General features: G+C 62.9%; 3 protein-coding genes and 1 pseudogene. All 4 read right to left on the reverse strand.

The annotated features are described in order from the left end of the window. Positions 1-75 (reverse strand): annotated as a pseudogene (locus tag EN984_RS29545) (arylesterase); the annotation flags it as partial. Beyond that, positions 72-488, reverse strand: coding sequence for a hypothetical protein (locus tag EN984_RS29550; RefSeq protein ID WP_127270644.1), 417 nt, complete (start codon positions 486-488; stop codon positions 72-74). The pseudogene EN984_RS29545 and the gene EN984_RS29550, both read right to left, overlap by 4 nt. Positions 489-501: 13 nt before the next feature. Further along, positions 502-1866 (reverse strand): pyruvate dehydrogenase complex dihydrolipoamide acetyltransferase, encoded by a 1365-nt coding sequence (locus tag EN984_RS29555; RefSeq protein WP_127273585.1) that lies wholly within the window; start codon positions 1864-1866, stop codon positions 502-504. A gap of 18 nt (positions 1867-1884) precedes the next feature. Beyond that, positions 1885-2819: pyruvate dehydrogenase complex E1 component subunit beta (locus EN984_RS29560; RefSeq protein WP_127384156.1), on the reverse strand; the 935-nt coding region annotated here is incomplete at its 5' end.

Genomic DNA, 2819 nt, shown 5'->3' on the forward strand with positions numbered 1-2819 from the left:
TTCCAGCGCATGGCGGCCACCTTCGGCATTGTAGCCCCAGGTCAGCGAGTCGCCGTAGCAAAGAACCGTCTTCATGCGCCCACCTGTGCGTTAATCGAGCCGCGCCTCAACCGCCAGCGCACGAACAGCCAGTGAACCAGCACAGTGGCCAGGTTCGGCAAAACCAGGCCGGCGACGATCGGCAGGTCACCTCCCCACTGGCGCTTATCGACCGGCTGAGAGAACGTCCAACCGATCAGGCCGAGCCCGATCAGCACGAACAGGACAATTGCGCAGAGGCCCAGCCAGTTGATGATCGTCGGTGCGTTCGCAAAAAGCTGCGCGATGAAAAACATGATCGTCGTAGCAATGGTGACAAGCACCGACGTCATGAACACCAGAATGTATTCTTCCTGAGCATGGGTTGCGACCGCCAGCTGTTGAGCAACCAGGCCGCCTGCCAATCCTGACAGGAAAAACGCCATGAGGGAGGTGAAGAAGATCCGCACCGCCCTCTCCGTCCTAGACCAGCATGCCCATCGGGTTCTCGATCAGCCGCTTGAAGGCGACCAGCAGTTCAGCCCCCAGCGCGCCGTCGACGGCGCGGTGGTCGGTCGACAGCGTCACCGACATCACGGTGGCGATCTTGATCTCGCCGTTCTTGACCACCGCCCGCTCCTCGCCGGCGCCGACCGCCAGGATGGTCGCATGCGGCGGGTTGATGACCGCGGCAAAATCCTTGATGCCGAACATGCCGAGGTTGGACACCGCAGTGGTGCCGCCCTGATACTCTTCCGGCTTCAGCTTGCGGCTGCGCGCACGGCTGGCCAGGTCCTTCATCTCGTTGGAGATGGCGGACAGCGTCTTTTCGTCGGCCTTGCGGATAATCGGTGTGATCAGCCCGCCCGGGATCGACACGGCAACGCCGACATCGGCATGCTTGTGCTTCACCATGGCGCTTTCGGTCCATGAGGCATTGGCATCCGGCACCGCCTTCAGTGCCATGGCCATCGCTTTGATGACCATGTCGTTGACCGACAGCTTGTAGGCTGGAGCGTCGCCCTTATCGGTCTTCTTCACCGGGGCTGCCGCATTGATCTGCGTGCGCAGCGCCAGCAGCGCATCGAGTTCGCAATCGAGCGTCAGGTAGAAATGCGGGATGGTGGTCTTGGCTTCGACCAGGCGCCGCGCGATGGTCTTGCGCATATTGTCATGCGGGACGAGGTCGTAGGAGCCCTGTTCGAACAGTTTCAGGATCTGATCATCCGACATCGCCTTCACCGCAGGCGCAGGAGCGCCAGCAGGAGCCTTGGCGGCAGGCGCCGCCTGGGCACCTCCACCGGCAATCGCCGCGTCGACATCCGCCTTCACCACCCGGCCATGTGGGCCGGTGCCAGTCACGGCAGACACATCGACACCGGCCTCCTTCGCGATGCGGCGCGCAAGCGGCGACGCGAAGGTGCGCTCGCCGGCCGCATGGCCGTTGGCAACCGGAGCCGCATCTGCCTTGGATGCGGTCGCGACCGGTTCGGCCTTGGGTGTCTCAGCCTTCGGTGCGTCAGCCTTGGGAGCCTCCGCTTTCGGCGTCTCGGCTTTGGCCGGTGCAGCACCGCCCCCGCTTTTCGCGGCGGCGCCTGCATCCTCACCTTCGGCGGCGAGCACGGCGATCAGCGCGTTGACCTTGACGCCTTCGGTGCCGGCGGGAACGACGAGCTTTGCCACCGTGCCCTCATCGACAGCCTCGACTTCCATCGTCGCCTTGTCGGTCTCGATCTCGGCAATCACATCGCCCGGCGAAACCTTGTCGCCCTCTTTCACAAGCCACTTGGACAGATTGCCCTCTTCCATCGTGGGCGACAGGGCCGGCATGGTGATGTTGATTGGCATTTTGTCCTCCCGCCCGGTTCAGCGATACGTGACGGCTTTGACCGCCTCGATGACTTCGCCGACATTCGGCAACGCCAGCTTCTCGAGGTTCGCCGCATAAGGCATCGGCACATCCTTGCCGGCGATGGTGATGACCGGCGCGTCAAGAAAATCGAAGGCGCGCTGCGACACCTGGTTGGCGATATGGTCGCCGACCGAGTTCTGCGGATAACCTTCCTCCACCACCACCAGGCGGTTGGTCTTCTTGACCGAGGCGATGATGGTGTCGAGATCGAGCGGCCGGATCGTGCGCAAGTCGATGATCTCGGCATCGATGCCAAGGCCACGCAGTTCCGCTTCAGCCTTGACCGCATAGGTCATGCCGATGCCGAAGGAGACGATGGTGACGTCCTTGCCTGATTTATGGATGCGCGCCTTGCCGATCGGCAGCACGAAATCGTCGAGCTTCGGTACGTCGAAGGACTGACCGTAGAGGATTTCATTCTCGAGGAAGATGATCGGATTGGGATCGCGGATCGCAGCCTTCAACAAGCCCTTGGCGTCAGCGGCGGTGTAGGGCATCACCACTTTCAGGCCCGGAATGTGGCTGTACCAGGCGGCATAGCACTGCGAGTGCTGAGCGGCGACGCGTGCGGCGGCACCGTTCGGTCCACGGAACACGATCGGCGCGCCCATCTGGCCGCCGGACATATAGAGCGTCTTGGCGGCCGAGTTGATGATCTGGTCGATCGCCTGCATGGCGAAGTTGAAGGTCATGAACTCGACGATCGGCTTCAGGCCGGCCATCGCCGCACCCACGCCAACGCCGGCAAAGCCATGCTCGGTGATCGGCGTGTCGACGACGCGCCGCGGCCCGAATTCCTGCAGCAGGCCTTGCGTGATCTTGTAGGCGCCCTGGTATTCGGCAACCTCCTCGCCCATGACGAAGACATCGCCGTCGCGGCGCATTTGCT

The organism is Mesorhizobium sp. M7A.F.Ca.CA.004.12.1.1 (assembly GCF_003997835.1).
Classification (GTDB): domain Bacteria; phylum Pseudomonadota; class Alphaproteobacteria; order Rhizobiales; family Rhizobiaceae; genus Mesorhizobium.

Bases quoted from the DNA above. Each gene is read 5' to 3' on its own strand.
- EN984_RS29555 (WP_127273585.1), bottom strand. From the start codon at position 1,866: ATGCCAATCAACATCACCATGCCGGCCCTGTCGCCCACGATGGAAGAG.